The sequence below is a fragment of the Rhodococcus aetherivorans genome (assembly GCF_011058165.1).
Lineage (GTDB): Bacteria > Actinomycetota > Actinomycetes > Mycobacteriales > Mycobacteriaceae > Rhodococcus > Rhodococcus aetherivorans.
The window spans coordinates 1-15,494 of record NZ_JAALEG010000057.1 but is presented as its reverse complement, the minus strand read 5'-3'; the positions used below and the strand labels follow the sequence as shown (position 1 = coordinate 15,494).

Sequence of the window (15,494 nt, the reverse complement as noted above, 5' to 3'; positions counted from 1 at the left end):
TTGTCGCGCGCGTCCTCACGCGCGCGGCAAGCACCGACGCGCGCGAGGACCGGTCCGGCATCCCGCCGGAGGAATCCCACCGGGACGGGACGGGTGTCCCTGGCGACCGGGACGCCGGGCGCAGCAGCCTCTCCGTCAGGCGCAGAGCGCGCCGGTACGACGGGAGGGACACCGAACCGATGAGCACAGTGAGCGTGACGGAGGACGGACGCACGGCCGCACGGCGCGCGTCGTCGAGCGCCTGGGCATGGTCGGGGGCCGTTGCCGGGCTCGCCGGGGTCGTCGCCATCCAGGCGAGCATGGGTATGGGCGCCGCCTACGACGAATCCACGGCCGGCAACGCGCCCGCGATCGCCGAGGCGTTCGCGGGCGAACGAACCCCACTGCTGGTGATGCACCTGTCGCTCATGGTGTCGACGGTGCTGCTGCTGATCTTCGCCGCCGGCCTGCAGCGCCGCCTGCGGATCGCCCTGCCCGAGGACAGCCTGCTGCCGTCGGTCGCGGCGTTCGGTCTGCTGCTCACGGCGACCGCCGGACTGCTCGGCGCCGGCCTGGACACCGAGCTGCTGTTCGGGCTGAGCGAGCCGGGACAGATGGTCGCCGAGTTCGCCGTCGTCGGCGCGCACTGGGTCGGCACGATCCCGTGGCTGTGGGTCGGCGCGGGGGTCAGCGGCCTGGCGGTGGCGGCCGCGTCGCTGCGCCACGGCGCGACGCCGCGGTGGCTGGGCTGGGCGAGCGTGGTGCTCGGCGGCCTGACCGCGCTGCTCGGGATCTCCCCGCTGCAATACATGGCCGGCTTCGTCGGTCCCGTGTGGGTGCTCGTCGCCGGCATCGGATTCGCCGTCTCCGACAGGGCGCGCCGATAGGCTGCCGCGCGACGGATCCGGCCGCGGGGCATACTCACCGCATCATGGCTGTTGCGGGCGCATCCGAGACGGCGGCGGGCACCGGTGGCGCACCGGTGCCCGCCGCCGTCGTCGCCGTGCTCTCGGGGGGCCTGGCCGTCGCGGCCCTCGTGGTCTTCGCCACCGCCCGCCCGGACCTCGACTCCGATCAGCTGTTCTTCCTCGTCGACGCCGTGGGTGCCGCGGTGTACGGCACCGTCGCCGGCGTGGTGCTGGCGCGCCGGGTGCATCCGGTGCCGATCCTGCTGTCGCTCGCATCGATCGGCGTCGGGCTCTCGGCCCTGAGCTACGCCTGGACGAAGCTCGCGGAGGTGCGGCCCGGGCTGCCGTTCGCCGGGGTCCTCGCGCCGCTGCAGAGCACCGCGTGGATCCCCGGCACCCTGGCGTTGTTCCTGGTGGTGCCCTGGCTGGTCCGCGACACGCCGCTCGACCGGCGCGCCCGCCTCGGCGTGCTCGCCGGTGCCGTGGTCACCGCGTGGTTCTTCTGGGCCCGTACCTTCACCGGCACCGCCGTCGGCTGGCTCGTGCTGCCCGTCGTCACGCTCGGCCTGCTCGCCGCTGCGGACATCACCTACCGGTGGCGGTGCGGCCCGGTCTCCGATCGCATCGGCCTGGGCTGGCTCGCGCTCGGCACCGCCCTGATGGCGGTGTCCTACATCCCGCTGGCGGTGCCCGGCCTGCCGTGGATGCTCACGCCGCTGCTGCACCTGGCCACGCAGGCGTTCTACCCGGTCGCGATCCTCGTGGTGGTGCTGCGGCAACGGCTGTGGGGGCTCGACCTCGCGGTCGGCCGCGCCGCCGTCGCCGGCAGCCTCGTCGCGGTACTCGCCACCGGCTACCTCGCCGTGACCGCCACCGTCGCCCTGATCCTGCCGACGGACGGATCCGTCGTCGCCCAGGCCATCGCCGCGGTCGCGGTGGCCCTGGCCGTGCAACCGGTGCGGGCCTGGCTGACCCGGCGCGTGCACACCCTCGTCTACGGCGAGGGCGACGACCCGGCGAGCGCGGTGCGCCGGCTCGGCCGGCACTTCGCGGGGGCGCAGACGCCGCGGCGGCTGCTCGAGGACCTCGCCGCCGGAGTCGGTGTGGCGCTGCGCCTCGAGTCGGTGACGGTGCGCCGCGGCGACGAGGCGCTCGCCCGATGGGGCACCCCCACCGGGCCCACCGAGCAGGTCGTCCTGCGCGACGGCCGGCTCGAGGTGACCGCCCCGCCCGGTGAGACGCTGGGGCCCCGCAGCTTCCGCGCGCTCGGCGAACTCGCCTCCGTGGTGGAGGCCGGGCTCGTGGTGCTGCGGTCCTCGGAGGAGCTCGACGCGGCGCGCGACCGGCTCACCGAGGCCCGGCTCGCCGAGCGCCGCACCATCCGCCGGGAACTGCACGACGGGCTCGGTCCGTCCCTCGCCGGTATCCGGCTCGGGCTGCAGGGCGCCCGCAACCTCATCGACAGCGACTCCGCCGGCGCCGCTCCGCTGATCGACTCGCTGCTGCGCGAACTCGACCACCAGGTCGAGGGCGTGCGCGAGCTCTCCCGGGGGCTGCTGCCGCCCGTCCTGGACGAGCTGGGTCTTGCCGCCGCGCTGGAGGAGATGTCGGCGGTCCACTCGCGCAGTGGATTCCGCGTCGACGTGGACGCCGATGTGCCACCGGGCCGGGGCGGGGCGGTCGTCGCCGCGGCGTACGGCATCGCCGCCGAGGCGGTCACCAACGCGCGTCGGCACAGCGGTGCCGACGGGTGCCGGGTGCTCGTGCGGGCGGCGGCGGACCGGCTCACCCTCGAGGTACGCGACGCGGGCCGCGGGCTGGACCGGAACGCGCGACGGGGCGTGGGGACGCACAGCATGCGCGAACGCGCCGAGGACGTCGGCGGCACCGTCGAGATCGCCGCGGCGCAGCCGCACGGCACCGTCGTCACGGCGGACCTCCCGTGGGGCCCGTCGTGAACGCCCCCGCGGCGATCGCCGTCGCCGTCGTCGACGACCATCCGGTGTTCCGGCTCGGGCTCGTCGCGCTGCTGGGCACCCTCGACGGCATCGAGGTGGTGGCCCAGGCCAGTTCGGTCGCCGAGGCGCTCGAGGTGATCACCGCGGACGTCGACGTCGTGCTCATGGACCTCGAACTCGGGGACGGCTCGGGCATCGAGGCGACCCGGCAGCTGCTCGGGCGGTTCCCCGAGCTGCGGGTGCTGGTGGTGACGATGCACGAGGACGAGGAGTCGCTCGTCGCCTCGGTGCGCGCCGGGGCGCGCGGCTACCTCGTCAAGGGTGCCGACCCATCGGGTGTCGAGCGGGCGATCCGCGCCGTCGCGGACGGCGAGGTCATCGTCGGTGCCGCCGTCGCCGCCAAGGCCATCGGGGCGATGGCCGCCTCCCGCACCCTGGCGCCGGCGGTGTTCCCGGAACTCACCGATCGCGAACGCGAGGTGCTGGACCTGATGGCGCGCGGGCACGACAACGCGACCATCGCCCGCCGGCTGGTGCTGAGCCCGAAAACGGTGCGCAACCACGTGTCGAACGTGCTCGGCAAGCTCGGCGCGGCCGACCGGTCGACCGCGATCGTGCGGGCCCGCGAGGCCGGTCTCGGGGCGTGAACGTCCGCTCGGTTCGGTCACGGACTCCGCTCGGTTCGGTCCTTCAGTCCGGGGCGCCCCGGCTCCTAGGGTGAACGAGGTCGGGCGTGACGGCTGTCACGAGCCGCCGCCCCTCGCATCCGCAAAGCACGGGAAGGAACCCTGCACTGTGACCTCCGAGGCATTCATCTACGAAGCCATCCGAACTCCGCGCGGCCGCGGCAAGAAGACCGGGTCGCTGCATTCGGTCAAGCCGATCTCCCTGGTCACCGGCCTGATCGACGAACTGCGCGTGCGGTTCCCGGACCTGGACGAGAACCGCATCTCGGACCTGATCCTCGGCGTCGTCGGACCGGTGGGCGACCAGGGTGCCGACATCGCCCGCACCGCCGTCACCGCGGCGGGCATGCCCGACACCGTGGGCGGCGTGCAGATCAACCGCTTCTGCGCCTCCGGCCTCGAGGCCGTGAACATGGCCGCGCAGAAGGTCCGCTCCGGCTGGGACGAGCTCGTCGTCGCCGGTGGCGTCGAGTCGATGTCGCGGGTGCCGATGGGCTCGGACGGCGGCCCGTGGGCCCTCGACCCGGCCACCAACTACGACACCTACTTCGTGCCGCAGGGTGTGAGCGCCGACCTGATCGCCACCATGGAAGGCTTCAGCCGCGAGGACGTCGACGCGTACGCGCTGCGTTCGCAGCAGCTGGCCGCGGCGGCGTGGTCCGGCGGGTACTTCGCCAAGTCCGTGGTGCCGGTCAAGGACCAGAACGGCCTGACCGTCCTCGACCACGACGAACACATGCGTCCCGACACCACCCTCGCGGGCCTGGCCGGGTTGCAGCCGTCGTTCGCGATGGTCGGCGAGATGGGCGGTTTCGACGCCGTCGCGCTGCAGAAGTTCCACTTCGTCGAGAAGATCGACCACGTCCACCACGGCGGCAACAGCTCCGGCATCGTCGACGGCGCCGCGCTGGTGCTCGTCGGCTCCGAGCAGGCCGGCAAGGACATGGGCCTGACCCCGCGCGCCCGCATCGTCGCCACCGCCACCTCGGGTGCGGACTCGACGATCATGCTCACCGGCCCCACCCCGGCCGCGCACAAGGTCCTCGCCGCCGCCGGCCTGACCGTGGACGACATCGACCTGTTCGAGATCAACGAGGCGTTCGCGTCGGTCGTGCTCAAGTTCCAGAAGGACCTGAAGATCCCGGACGAGAAGCTCAACGTCAACGGCGGCGCCATCGCGATGGGGCACCCGCTCGGCGCCACCGGCGCCATGATCACGGGAACGATGGTCGACGAGCTCGAGCGCCGCGGTGCCCGCCGCGCCCTCGTCACCCTCTGCATCGGTGGCGGCATGGGCGTGGCCACGATCATCGAGCGTGTCTGAAACTTCGGAAGGGACTGGGGAATTCACAGTGACTGAGAACAACATGATCGGCTGGGAGCGCGACGCCGACGGCATCGTGGTGCTGACCCTCGACGACCCGAATCAGGGCGCGAACACCATGAACGAGCTCTACAAGGCGTCGATGAAGGCCACCGTCGACCGCCTGGTCGCCGAGAAGGACGACATCACCGGTGTCGTGATCACCTCCGCGAAGAAGACCTTCTTCGCCGGCGGCGACCTGAAGAACATGATCAAGGTCGGCCCCGAGGACGCGCAGCGGATCTTCGACGAGGTCGAGGGCATCAAGGCGGACCTGCGCCGGCTCGAAACCCTCGGCAAGCCCGTCGTCGCCGCGATCAACGGCGCGGCCCTCGGCGGCGGTCTCGAGATCGCCCTGGCCACCCACCACCGCATCGCGGCCGACGTCAAGGGCGTGCAGATCGGCCTGCCCGAGGCCAGCCTGGGCCTGCTGCCCGGCGGCGGCGGCGTCACCCGCACCGTGCGCATGCTCGGCATCCAGACCGCGCTGATGCAGGTGCTGCTGCAGGGCAACAAGTACAACCCGGTCAAGGCCAAGGAACTCGGCCTGATCGACGAGGTCGTCGGCTCGATCGACGAACTCGTCCCCGCCGCGAAGGCGTGGATCAAGGCCAATCCCGAAGGCGGCGTGCAGCCCTGGGACAAGAAGGGCTTCAAGATCCCCGGCGGCACCCCCGCGTCGCCGTCGTTCGCGGCGAACCTGCCGGCGTTCCCCGCGAACCTGCGCAAGCAGCTCAAGGGCGCCCCGATGCCCGCCCCGCGGGCCATCATGGCCGCCGCCGTCGAGGGCTCGCAGGTCGACTTCGACAACGCGTCGAAGATCGAGGGCCGCTACTTCACCGAGCTGGTCACCGGCCAGGTCGCCAAGAACATGATCCAGGCGTTCTTCTTCGACATGCAGGCCATCAACTCCGGGGCGTCGCGCCCCAAGCAGGCCGACGGCACGCCGTTCCCGAAGACCACCTTCCGGAAGGTCGCCGTGCTCGGCGCCGGCATGATGGGCGCGGGCATCGCCTACGTGTGCGCCAAGGCCGGTATGGACGTGATCCTCAAGGACGTCTCGATCGAGTCGGCGCAGAAGGGCAAGGCCTACTCGGAGGGCCTCGAGGCCAAGGCGCTCGCCCGCGGCAAGACCACGGAGGAGAAGTCCGCGGCGCTGCTCGCCCGCATCACGCCGACGGCCGACGCCGCCGACCTGGCCGGCGCGGACCTGGTCATCGAGGCCGTGTTCGAGAACACCGGCCTCAAGCACAAGGTGTTCCAGGAGATCGAGGACGTCGTCGCGCCGGACGCGGTGCTCGGGTCGAACACCTCGACCCTGCCGATCACCGGCCTCGCCGAGGGAGTGAAGCGCCAGGAGGACTTCATCGGCCTGCACTTCTTCTCCCCGGTCGACAAGATGCCGCTGCTCGAGATCATCGCGGGGGAGAAGACCTCCGACGCGACGCTGGCCAAGGCGTTCGATCTCGCCCAGCAGATCCGCAAGACCCCGATCGTCGTCAACGACTCGCGGGGATTCTTCACCTCCCGCGTCATCGGCACGTTCGTCAACGAGGCGATCCGCATGGTCGGCGAGGGCATCGAGCCGGCCACGATCGAGCAGGCCGGTTCGCAGGCCGGCTACCCGGCTCCGCCGCTGCAGCTGTCGGACGAGCTGAACCTGACGCTGATGCAGAAGATCCGCAAGGAGACCGAGGCTGCCGCCGAGGCGTCGGGTCTGAAGGTGCCGCAGGACGATTCGACCACCGTCGTCGACTTCCTCGTCGACGAGGGCCGCCCGGGCCGCGCCGGTGGCGGCGGCTTCTACGAGTACGCCGACGGCAAGCGCACCCGCATCTGGCCGGGCCTGCGCGAGAAGTTCAGCAGCGCGCCCACCGACATCCCGATCCAGGACCTGATCGAGCGGATGCTGTTCATCGAGGCCATCGAGACCCAGAAGTGCTTCGACGAGGGCGTGCTGCGTACCACCGCCGACGCCAACATCGGCTCGATCCTCGGCATCGGCTTCCCGGCCTGGACCGGTGGCGTCGCGCAGTACATCGCCGGCTACCCGGGCGGTAAGGAGGGCTTCGTCAAGCGCGCCGAGGAACTCGCCGCCAAGTACGGCGAGCGCTTCACCCCGCCGGCGTCCCTGCGCTGACGCGCCCGTGCGTGGTTTTGGTAGCAATCGCTGCCAGAACCACACACGAGTTGTCCACAGGCAAGGGCTCCCGACCACGGTCGGGAGCCCTTGCCCGTCGCCGGGTCGGCCATCATCGACGGCATGGGGGACGACTTCGGGAAGAGCGAGATTCAGAAGCTGGTCGACGATCGGGCCGGTCTGGTCACACAGGCGGAGCTGACTGCGCTGGGGGTGGGCCGTGGAGCGGTCCGGCATCTGCTCGATACGGGACGGTGGCAACGTGTCCTGCAGGGCGTGTATGCCGTCAGCAGCGGACCGTTGACGCGGACCATGGTGCTCGAGGCGGCCCTGCTGTATGGGGGCGGAGCGGCGATGCTCAGTCACCGGACCGCGGCCGAGGTGTGGGGCATGCTTCCGGTCGACGACACCGCACCGGTTCACCTCACCGTTCCCGTGGGGAAGTCTGCGCTGCCGCAGCGAGCCACGGTGCGGGCACCAGGACGGAAAGCGAAGCTGCCGGTGTCGAAGCCGACTGCCGTTCTCCATCCGGGGGTAGTCGTGCACCGGTCACGGGCACACGCACACATCGGCGTCGATCGGTACTTGCCGCGCACGACCAAGGTCGACACCGCACTGGATCTGGCCACCGCGCAACCGTCGCCGCGGGAGGCGTACCTGTCGCTGATCGCCACCGTGACGAACGCCGGCATCCGACTGGCCGATGTGCGTCTGCGACTCGAGGAACGACCGCCGTATCGATATCGGAGTTCGCTGGCAGAGGCGGTGACGTTGCTCGCAGACGGGGTGCAGTCCGTGCTCGAATACCACTACGCGATCGACGTCGAGCGTGCACACGCTCTGCCCGTGGCGCGCCGGCAGAGTCCGGTCGTCGTGGACGGCAGGACCCTGTACGAGGACTGCACGTACGACGGCGCCGGATGCCCGCTCACGGTGCGGTTGGACGGCAGGTGGGTCCATTCGATGCGCGAAGTCGCCTTCCGTGACCGGCGCCGCGACAACGCCGCCGAGCTGGCCCGCCGGTCGCGACTGGTTTTCGGCTATCGGGAGGTGGCGTCGTCGCCGTGCGACGTCGCGCGGGAGGTCGAGACGGTACTGACCCGGCTGGGCTGGGTGCGGGACGAGCCGAACCCCTGCAGCTGCCGTGCGCGGTTCTGGTAGCGGGCACTACCAGAACCACGCACGGGCGGCGGAGCCGCCTAGGCCACCCACCAAGGGCGCAGCGGGACGTTCGGCTCCTGGTCCGGGCCCAGCTTGACGGCCAGGACGTGGTGCAGCTGAACGACGTTGCGTTCGAAGCCGAGGCGGGAGCCGGCCATGTACAGGCCCCAGACGCGGGCGGTGCCCTCGCCGACCTCGGCGACGCAGGCGTCCCAGTCGGCGACGAGGTTCTCGCACCAGCCCTTCAGGGTCAGCGCGTAGTGCTGGCGCAGATTCTCCTCGTGCAGCACCTCGAAGCCCACGTCCTGGACCTCGGTGATGATGCGGCCCGAGCCGGTGAGCTCGCCGTCGGGGAAGACGTACCGGTCGATGAAGCCCCCGGCCTTCACGGGACCGCGGTTGACCGGGCGGGTGATGCAGTGGTTGAGCAGCAGCCCACCCTCGCGCAGCTTCTCGTGCAGCCGCCGGAAGTACGCCGGGTAGTTCTGCACGCCGATGTGCTCGGTCAGCCCGATCGACGAGATCGCGTCGAAGCCGGTCTCGGGCACGTCGCGGTAGTCGGAGAAGCGGACCTCGGCGAGGTCGGTGAGCCCCTCCTCGGCGATGGCCTTCTGCGCCCACTCGGCCTGCTCACTCGACAGGGTGACGCCGAGCACCTTGACGCCGCGCCGCGCCGCGTACCGGACCATCCCGCCCCAGCCGCAGCCGATGTCGAGAAGCCGGTCCCCGGGCTGCAGCCGCAGCTTCTCGAAGACGAGGCGGTACTTGTTCTCCTGCGCGTCCTCGAGGCTCTGCGTCTCCGAGTCGAACAGGGCGCACGTGTACGTCATGGAGGGGCCGAGGACGCGCTCGTAGAACGCGTTGGAGACGTCGTAGTGGTGGTGGATCACCTCGGCGTCGCGGCTGCGCGAGTGCCGCAGGCCCTCGGCGAACCGGCGCCAGCGCGGCAGGTGCTCCTGCGGGGGCGGCGCGATGGGCTTGAGCGTCTCCAAGCCCAGCGAGCGCGCGATCTGGGCGAGCGTCAGTGCCGGCGGGCGCTGGAAGTGCAGGTCGCCCAGGGCCTTCAGGAGCTCGTACGGGTTGCCGGGGTGGACGCCCTCGGCCTCGAGGTCACCGGAGACGTAGGCGCGTGCCATGCCGAGGTCGCCGGGGGCCGTCGCCAGGTAGGTCGTGCCGCGCGTCGAGGTCAACCGCAGGCCGTACGGGGCGTCCGTGGGGCCGGCGCTGGAGCCGTCGTACGCGGTGAACCGCACCGGCAGCTCGCCGCCGGTCACGGTCTCGAGGATCTGGGCGAGGGTGAGCCGGCCGTCGTTCGTGCGTGGTTCTCGCAACGTGGTCATCTGTTGTGCACCGCCTTCGAGAAGAGGTCCAGCAAACGGGATTCGGGATCGTACCGCTTCTTCAGGGCGGGATAGTCCCCGCCGCCGTAGTAGAGCTGCTCGAACTCCGCGCGTGAATAGTACGAGTCGGAGTACAGCGATTTGTGCCCGTCGAGCTCGGCGACCTTGTGTTCGATGCGACGGTTCGCCGCGCCTTCGATCTCGCCGGGAACGGTCGGCACCGACGACCAGAAGCCGATGTTGACGTAGGTGCGCTTCGGCTCGAGCGGGTACAGGGGCCACGGGCGCTGGACATCGCCCGCTGCGGGTCCGTTCTCGCGTAACCGCAAGGGGCACAACCACACCGGATCGATCGGTATCTCGTCGAGGAACCAGCGCAGGAACTCCGCGGTCCGCTCGATCGGCACCTCGATGTCCTGCACGACGCGTTCGCGCGGCAGGTTGCCCTTGCGTCGCTCGATGCGGTCGGCGATACCGTAGCGGTGGTCGAGGGCGATCAGCTTCCAATAGAAGCTGCTGCGGAGCAGGTGCTTCGGCCACAGCCGCCGGATCCGGGGGTTCTGGGCGCCGAAGGCGCGCGAGCACCAGAACCAGTCGGTGTCCCACCGCCACAGGTAGTCCCGGATGGTGAGACGGTCGGTCCTGGGATGGTTGACGGACGCGTGCTGGATGGAGCGGTAGTAGATGTGCTCGCCGGTGTAGTCGCTGACCGGGCCGGGTGCGTCGGTCTGCGTGCCGACGGTCAGGTAGGACTCGGTCGCGGAGAACATCACTCCGTCGAGATAGTCGACCGGCACCCCGGCGTGCACCCGTTCGGTGGCGATGCGGTCGAGGGCGGACTGCATCTCGTCGAGCGAGTCGAACCGCAGGTGCCGCAGCGCCACGTACGGTTTCACCGGCTCGAGCTCGATGCGCAGGCGCGTCGCGTATCCGAGGGTGCCGTAGGAATTGGGGAAGCCGTGGAACAGATCCGCGTGCTCGCCGTCGGGAGTGGCGGTGACGATCTCGCCGGCCCCGGTGAGAATGTCCATCTCGAGCACCGACTCGTGCGGCAGGCCGTTGCGGAAGGAGGTCGACTCGATGCCGAGTCCGGTGACCGCCCCGCCGAGGGTGATCGTCTTCAGCTGCGGCACCACGAGGGGCGCGAGGCCGTGGGGGAGCGTCGCGTCGACCAGATCCTCGTAGGTGCACATGCCGGCGACGTCGGCGGTGCGCGCGGCGGGGTCGACGGAGACGACCCCGCCGAGGCCGGACACGTCGAGGCCCGGCGCGTCCACCCGGGCCCGGGCCCGGAACAGGTTGGAGGTCTTCTTGGCCAGGCGCACAGGGGCGTCGGCTGGGATGGCGCGGTAGGAGCGCAACAGGCGCTCGACACCGGCCCGGTGGGCGGATTCTCCGCTCGGGGCTACGACTGACTTCGGCTTCTGCATACGACTCCCTGGGGCGACGCGCCGGTGGCGATCTTCACAATAGCCCCGCGGGCCCGGCCGGGCGCGACGATGAAGCAGGCAGGATGGGACTCGGTGACGGCCGCGACGTGAGCGGCCCACGAGACACAGGAGGAACAGTGGGACAGGTAAGCGCCAGCAGTTCGATTCAGCTCGCCGCAGCGCCGGAGCGGGTGCTCGAGGCCCTCGCGGACTACGAGTCGGTGCGTCCGCGCATCCTCACCGAGCAGTACCGCGACTACCGGGTGCTCTCGGGTGGCCGCGGCGACGGCACGGTCGTGCACTGGATCCTGCAGGCGACGAAGAAGCGGGCCCGCGACGTCGAGGCGCGAGTGGCGGTGTCGGGTAGCACGATCACCGAGCGGGACGCGAACTCGTCCCTGGTGACCACGTGGAGCGTGGTGCCCAACGGCACCGGTTCGACCGTGGTGACGTTGACTGAGTGGAAGGGCGCGGGTGGCATCGGCGGCTTCTTCGAGAAGACCTTCGCCCCGCTCGGGCTGCGCAAGATCCAGGAGCAGGTGCTGGCGAACCTGAAGCGCGAGCTGGACTAGAGAGCCTCGGCCGGTTCGCCGGCGAACGCGACGATCCCGGCGACGACGGCGGTGGCGTAGCGCTGCCGCCCTTCGGGGCCGGTCATCGTCGCGGCGTCCGCCGCGTTGCGCATGTTGCCGAACTCGACCAGCACGGACGGCCGTCGGGCCAGGTTGAGCCCGGCCAGGTCGTCGCGGCCGAGCAGGCCGTCGGTGCCGAGGTAGGTGGACGGGGACAGGCCCGCATCGACGAGGGCGTCGCGCACGGCGGTGGCGAGGGCGACGGACGGGCCGGCCTGCACCTCGTTGAGCGGGGGCGCCGAGTAGTTGACGTGGAAGCCGTGGCCGTCGGCCGGCCCGCCGTCGGCGTGCAGGCTGACCACGACGTCCGCGCCGGAGGCGTTGGCCTCCTCGGCGCGACGGTCCACGCAGGCGGCGACGGACGTGTCGTCGGGCCGGCTGAGCAGCACGTGCGCGCCGAGCCGCTCGAGTTCGGCGCGCACGAGCGTGGCCACGTCCCAGTTGAAGGTGTGCTCCGCGTAGCCGGAGTCGGTGCTGGTGCCGGTGGTCTGGCAGTTCTTGGTGCCGCCGCGACCGGTGGGCACCTGGGTGGTGATGCTCGCGTCGTTGGCGCCGTTGTGGCCGGGATCGAGGAAGACGGTGCGACCGGCCAGCGGCAGGTCCTGGTTCGCGGTCGCGGGCAGTCCCGGCAGGGACAGGGCCAGCACGCAGGTGGCGGCGACGGTGATCCGGCGGGACAGTCCACGCACGCGCATGCCGTCACGGTACCGGGGACGGACTACCCTGAGTTGCGAAATCCCGCGGAAAGGACATGCCTTGGAACCCGGTGGAATGCCCGACATGCAGCAGCTCCTCGCGCAGGCGCAGCAGATGCAGCAGCAGCTGATGGCCGCCCAGGCGGAGATGGCGCAGGCGGAGGTGACCGGCCAGGCCGGTGGCGGCCTGGTGACGGCGACGGTGAAGGGGACCGGCGAGGTCGTCGGCCTGCACATCGACCCGAAGGTCGTGGACCCCGAGGACGTGGAGACGCTGCAGGACCTGGTGATCGGCGCGATCGCCGACGCGTCGGCGAAGGCGCAGGAGATCGCCTCCGAGAAGCTCGGCCCACTGGCCGGCGGGCTGGGCGGCGGCATCCCCGGTCTGCCCGGCTTCTAGAGGAGTCACGTGTACGAGGGACCGGTCCAGGACCTGATCGACGAGCTCGGCAAGCTGCCGGGCATCGGTCCGAAGAGCGCCCAGCGCATCGCGTTCCACCTGTTGTCGCTCGAGCCGCCGGAGATCGACCGGCTGCAGGCGGCCCTGCAGCAGGTGCGCGACGGCGTCCGGTTCTGCGAGGTGTGCGGCACGGTGTCGGATCAGGAGCGTTGCCGGATCTGTTCCGATCCGCGCCGGGACCGCACCCAGATCTGTGTGGTCGAGGAGCCGAAGGACGTGCAGGCCATCGAGCGCACCCGCGAGTTCCGGGGCCGCTACCACGTGCTCGGCGGCGCGCTCGATCCGCTCAGCGGCATCGGGCCGGACCAGCTGCGGATCCGCGAGCTGCTCACCCGCATCGGCAACCAGGAGGACGGCGTCGACGTCGCCGAGGTGATCATCGCGACGGACCCCAACACGGAGGGCGAGGCCACCGCGACGTACCTCGTGCGGATGCTGCGGGACTTCCCCGGCCTGACGGTGACGCGGCTGGCGTCCGGTCTGCCCATGGGGGGCGACCTCGAGTTCGCCGACGAGCTGACCCTCGGCCGGGCGCTCTCGGGCCGACGCACACTGTGACGGCGCCGAGGCGCACCGGGGAGCAGACGCGCCGCCGGATCCTCGACGCGGCGGGCATGGCGTTCGCGACGCGCCCGTACCGCGAGATCACCCTCAAGGACATCGCCGAGGACGCCGGGGTCAGCGCGCCGCTGATCATCAAGTACTTCGGCTCCAAGGAGCAGCTGTTCGACGCCCTGGTCGACTTCCAGGAGGCGGCGCGGGTGCTGTTCGACGGCCCGCTCGGGGAGCTGGGGGAGCGGATGGTCTCGATGCTGGCCCGGCCGCTCGAGCCGTACAAGCCGCTCTCGATGAACATCCTGTTCATGAGCGGGGCGAGCGAGGAGAGCAACCGCACGCTCCGGGAGAACTACTCGAAGCAGATGATCGACGCGCTCGCCGCGCGGTTGCCCGGTCCGGACGCGCGGCTGCGCGCGGAGCTGGCGATGTCGATGGTGATGGGGCTGGCGATCATGCGGCGCCGGATGCTGGGGGAGCGGGCCACCGGTTCCGTGCCGGACGTGGTGGCGCGGTACGCGCCGCTGGTGCAGGAGCTGCTCGACGGGGCGGAGTGACAGACGGTCCGGGGTGAGACGCGGGTCACCTCTGTTGCGGGGTAAACGGCTATTCACTTAGCCTAGTAAACAATTATTCACCCCACGCGGAGGAGGACCGATGGCGTACGTGTCCACCCACCCCCTCCGGCTGCGCGGGTCCCGGCCGGACCGGCCCCTCGCCGCGGCGTCCGCCGGTGGGTCGGGAACGGCCGTCGCGCCCCGGCCGTCGCGTTTCGTCTTCCCTATCCTCGCGGTCGGGGCGATCTTCCAGGCGATCATGCAGACGGTCATGGTGCCGCTGCTGCCGAGCATGCCGACCCTGACGGGCGCCGACACCACGGCCGTGTCGTGGCTGGTGACGACCACGCTGCTCGTCGGGGCCGTGATGACCCCGATCTTCGGGCGGCTCGCCGACATGATCGGCAAGAAGCGCATGCTGCTCGTCGCCCTGGTCCTGATGACCGTCGGGTCGCTGCTCTGCGCGATCAGTTCGAACATCGCGGTGCTCATCACCGCCCGCGGCCTGCAGGGCGCGGGCGCCGCGATCATCCCGATCGGCATGTCGATCCTGCGCGAGGAACTGCCCAGGGAACGGATCGGACGGGCGATCGCCCTGCTCAGCTCCACGCTCGGACTGGGCACCGCCCTGGGCATCCCGTTCGCCGCGGCCATCGTCCAGTTCGCGAACTGGCACGTGCTGTTCTGGGTCACCACCGCGATCGGCGCGGCGGTGATGACCGCGGCCGCGGTGTTCATCCGGGAGTCCCGCACCCGCACCGGCGGCCGGTTCGACGGCGTCGGCGCGGTCGGCCTGACCGCCGCGCTGGTGAGCCTGCTCGTCCCGATCACCCAGGGCAGCACCTGGGGCTGGACCAGCCCGGCCGTGCTGTCGATGTTCGCCGCCGCCGTGGTCCTGTTCGGACTGTGGGGCTTCCAGCAGTTGCGCAACCGCAACCCCCTCGTGGATCTGCGGGTCTCGGCGCGACGCACCGTCCTGATGCCGCACCTGGCCGCCCTGCTGGTCGGGTTCGCGTTCTACGGCAACACCCTCATCACCACGCAGCTGCTGCAGGCCGACCCGGACCGCGGCGCCGGTTACGGGCTGCCGATCCTGCTCGCGGCCCTGTGCCAGCTGCCGGCGAGCTTCGCGATGATGTCGTTCTCCCTCGTCGCGGCGCGGTTGTCCGACCGGTGGGGAACGAAGGTCCCCATGCTGGCCGGCGCACTGTTCCTGCTGTGCGGATACTCGCTGCATGCGGTGCCGGACAAGCCGCTGTGGTCGGTGGTGGTGGCGCTCGGCGTCGCCGCCATCGGCACCACCCTCGTGTACTGCACGCTGCCGGTGCTGATCATGGGCGCGGTCCCGCTGGAGCAGACCGCCGCGGCGAACGGTGTCAACGTGCTGCTGCGCACCACGGGCAGCACCGTGTGCAGCGCGGTGGTCGCGACCGTTCTCGCGGCGCATCTGTCGAACGGGGGCATCACCACGGCGGGCTTCTCGATCGCCTACCTGGTGTGCGCGACGTGCGCGGTGGTGGTGTTCGTCGCCGCGCTCGCCCTGCCGGCGGCGAACCGGCGTCCCGCCGAGCACGTCGCCGAGGTGCCCGCCGGGTGACGCACGCCGGCCCGCCGCCCCTCCCGGGCGGCG

Annotated in this window: 14 protein-coding genes; 11 read left to right on the top strand and 3 right to left on the bottom strand. The window is 71.1% G+C overall.

Annotated elements, in window-relative coordinates; all coding sequences use genetic code 11:
* Positions 1-179 precede the first annotated feature (179 nt).
* From G6039_RS20130 to G6039_RS20105, 6 genes are all read left to right on the top strand, one after another.
* On the top strand, positions 180-866 hold the full coding sequence (locus G6039_RS20130; protein WP_043799319.1) for a hypothetical protein: 687 nt from the start codon (positions 180-182) through the stop codon (positions 864-866).
* Positions 867-910: 44 nt separating this feature from the next.
* On the top strand, positions 911-2,845 hold the full coding sequence (locus tag G6039_RS20125; protein WP_029547130.1) for a sensor histidine kinase: 1,935 nt from the start codon (positions 911-913) through the stop codon (positions 2,843-2,845).
* A complete protein-coding gene (locus G6039_RS20120; protein WP_006947447.1) occupies positions 2,830-3,492 on the top strand; it encodes a response regulator transcription factor in 663 nt (220 codons plus the stop codon). The genes G6039_RS20125 and G6039_RS20120 overlap by 16 nt, the downstream gene beginning before the upstream one ends.
* Positions 3,493-3,640: 148 nt before the next feature.
* Positions 3,641-4,855 (top strand): acetyl-CoA C-acetyltransferase, encoded by a 1,215-nt coding sequence (locus G6039_RS20115; RefSeq protein ID WP_006947448.1) that lies wholly within the window; start codon positions 3,641-3,643, stop codon positions 4,853-4,855.
* 28 nt (positions 4,856-4,883) lie between these two features.
* Positions 4,884-7,034: a 3-hydroxyacyl-CoA dehydrogenase NAD-binding domain-containing protein gene (locus tag G6039_RS20110; protein ID WP_029547131.1), complete on the top strand. Its 2,151-nt coding sequence runs from the start codon at positions 4,884-4,886 to the stop codon at positions 7,032-7,034.
* 123 nt (positions 7,035-7,157) lie between these two features.
* Entirely contained in the window at positions 7,158-8,195 is a 1,038-nt protein-coding gene (locus G6039_RS20105) for a type IV toxin-antitoxin system AbiEi family antitoxin domain-containing protein (protein WP_029547132.1), read from the top strand.
* 38 nt (positions 8,196-8,233) lie between these two features.
* Here G6039_RS20105 and G6039_RS20100 read toward each other — a convergent pair whose 3' ends face one another.
* Positions 8,234-9,535 carry a class I SAM-dependent methyltransferase gene (locus tag G6039_RS20100; protein WP_006947456.1) on the bottom strand — a complete coding sequence of 434 codons (1,302 nt, stop codon included), beginning with the start codon at positions 9,533-9,535 and terminating at the stop codon, positions 8,234-8,236.
* Positions 9,532-10,965, bottom strand: a complete 1,434-nt coding sequence (locus G6039_RS20095; protein ID WP_006947457.1) for an FAD-binding oxidoreductase — start codon at positions 10,963-10,965, stop codon at positions 9,532-9,534. The genes G6039_RS20100 and G6039_RS20095 overlap by 4 nt, the downstream gene beginning before the upstream one ends.
* 137 nt (positions 10,966-11,102) lie before the next feature.
* Between G6039_RS20095 and G6039_RS20090 the strand changes: the two genes are divergently transcribed.
* Positions 11,103-11,537 (top strand): SRPBCC family protein, encoded by a 435-nt coding sequence (locus G6039_RS20090; protein ID WP_029547133.1) that lies wholly within the window; start codon positions 11,103-11,105, stop codon positions 11,535-11,537.
* Here G6039_RS20090 and G6039_RS20085 read toward each other — a convergent pair.
* The gene (locus G6039_RS20085; protein WP_080688528.1) at positions 11,534-12,292 is read right to left on the bottom strand and encodes an Rv3717 family N-acetylmuramoyl-L-alanine amidase; all 759 of its coding nucleotides are present in this window, start codon (positions 12,290-12,292) and stop codon (positions 11,534-11,536) included. The two genes, G6039_RS20090 and G6039_RS20085, sit on opposite strands and share 4 nt — an antisense overlap.
* 76 nt (positions 12,293-12,368) lie before the next feature.
* Between G6039_RS20085 and G6039_RS20080 the strand changes: the two genes are divergently transcribed.
* From G6039_RS20080 to G6039_RS20065, 4 genes are all read left to right on the top strand, one after another.
* Entirely contained in the window at positions 12,369-12,692 is a 324-nt protein-coding gene (locus G6039_RS20080; RefSeq protein ID WP_050034469.1) for a YbaB/EbfC family nucleoid-associated protein, read from the top strand.
* A 9-nt stretch (positions 12,693-12,701) separates the two neighbouring features.
* Positions 12,702-13,310 carry a recombination mediator RecR gene (gene recR, locus G6039_RS20075; protein WP_006947462.1) on the top strand — a complete coding sequence of 203 codons (609 nt, stop codon included), beginning with the start codon at positions 12,702-12,704 and terminating at the stop codon, positions 13,308-13,310.
* Positions 13,307-13,864, top strand: coding sequence for a TetR/AcrR family transcriptional regulator (locus tag G6039_RS20070; RefSeq protein ID WP_006947463.1), 558 nt, complete (start codon positions 13,307-13,309; stop codon positions 13,862-13,864). Before recR ends, G6039_RS20070 begins: the two co-directional genes overlap by 4 nt.
* 100 nt (positions 13,865-13,964) lie before the next feature.
* Complete coding sequence (locus G6039_RS20065) at positions 13,965-15,461, top strand: MFS transporter (protein WP_043799322.1); 1,497 nt, start codon at positions 13,965-13,967, stop codon at positions 15,459-15,461.
* Positions 15,462-15,494: the final 33 nt, after the last annotated feature.